The organism is Pseudanabaena sp. CCNP1317 (assembly GCF_034931345.1).
GTDB classification, from domain to species: Bacteria; Cyanobacteriota; Cyanobacteriia; order Pseudanabaenales; family Pseudanabaenaceae; genus Pseudanabaena; species Pseudanabaena galeata.
In genome coordinates, this window is record NZ_JAYGIF010000183.1 from 1 (window position 1) to 780 (window position 780).

Below are 780 nucleotides of genomic sequence, written 5' to 3' on the forward strand. Positions count from 1 at the left end.
TTCACGATCTAACTAATTCTAGAAAGTCACGCATAGAGACTTTCATCAGTCCTCTAGCGAGGCTCTCTAGAAGAAATCCATTGATATTTACATATAAGGAAAATTACCTATGACTTACTCATTTCAGAAAGCGACCAAAGAAAACATCAAACTACGGATGGCTCTATATGGTCCACCAGGATGCGGCAAAACCTACACAGCCCTACAACTAGCATCATGCTTGGGCAAAAGAATTGGATTGATTGACACCGAACATGGTTCAAGCCGCAAGTATGGCAACTTGTTTAACTTCGATGTACTCGAACTAAGCAAATTTGGACCAAGCCAATATTACAACGCGATTGAAAGTGCCGAAGAATCAGGATTTGATTACCTGATTATCGACTCCCTATCCCACGCATGGTACGCGGAACTAGACTCAGTTGGCAGCGATGTCCGCAACTGGGCAAAAATCCGCCCCATAGAACGCCAACTATGGGACAAAATCATCAGTTCAAGCTGCCACATCATCGCCACGATGCGATCAAAAATCGAATATGAATATGGAGCTACCGAAATTGCAGGCAAACAGAAAATCACCAGTGTTCGCAAGATTGGCACAGCCCCGATTCAAAAGGAAGGCAGTGAATACGAACTAGACATCTGTGGATTATTGGACGACCAGAATACCCTAATGATCTCTAAAAGTAGATGTCCTGAAATCAGCAGTGGCATCTATCCCAAGCCAGGCAAGAAATTTGCAGAGATTGTTCAGAATTGGTTGAATGACACATCATCCCC

At 43.5% G+C, this 780-nt stretch carries 1 protein-coding gene; it reads left to right on the forward strand.

All coding sequences use genetic code 11. The features are described from left to right. Positions 1-109: 109 nt before the first annotated feature. Positions 110-780, forward strand: a 671-nt coding sequence (locus tag VB775_RS26270) for an AAA family ATPase (RefSeq protein ID WP_323217183.1), incomplete at its 3' end; no start/stop codon positions are given.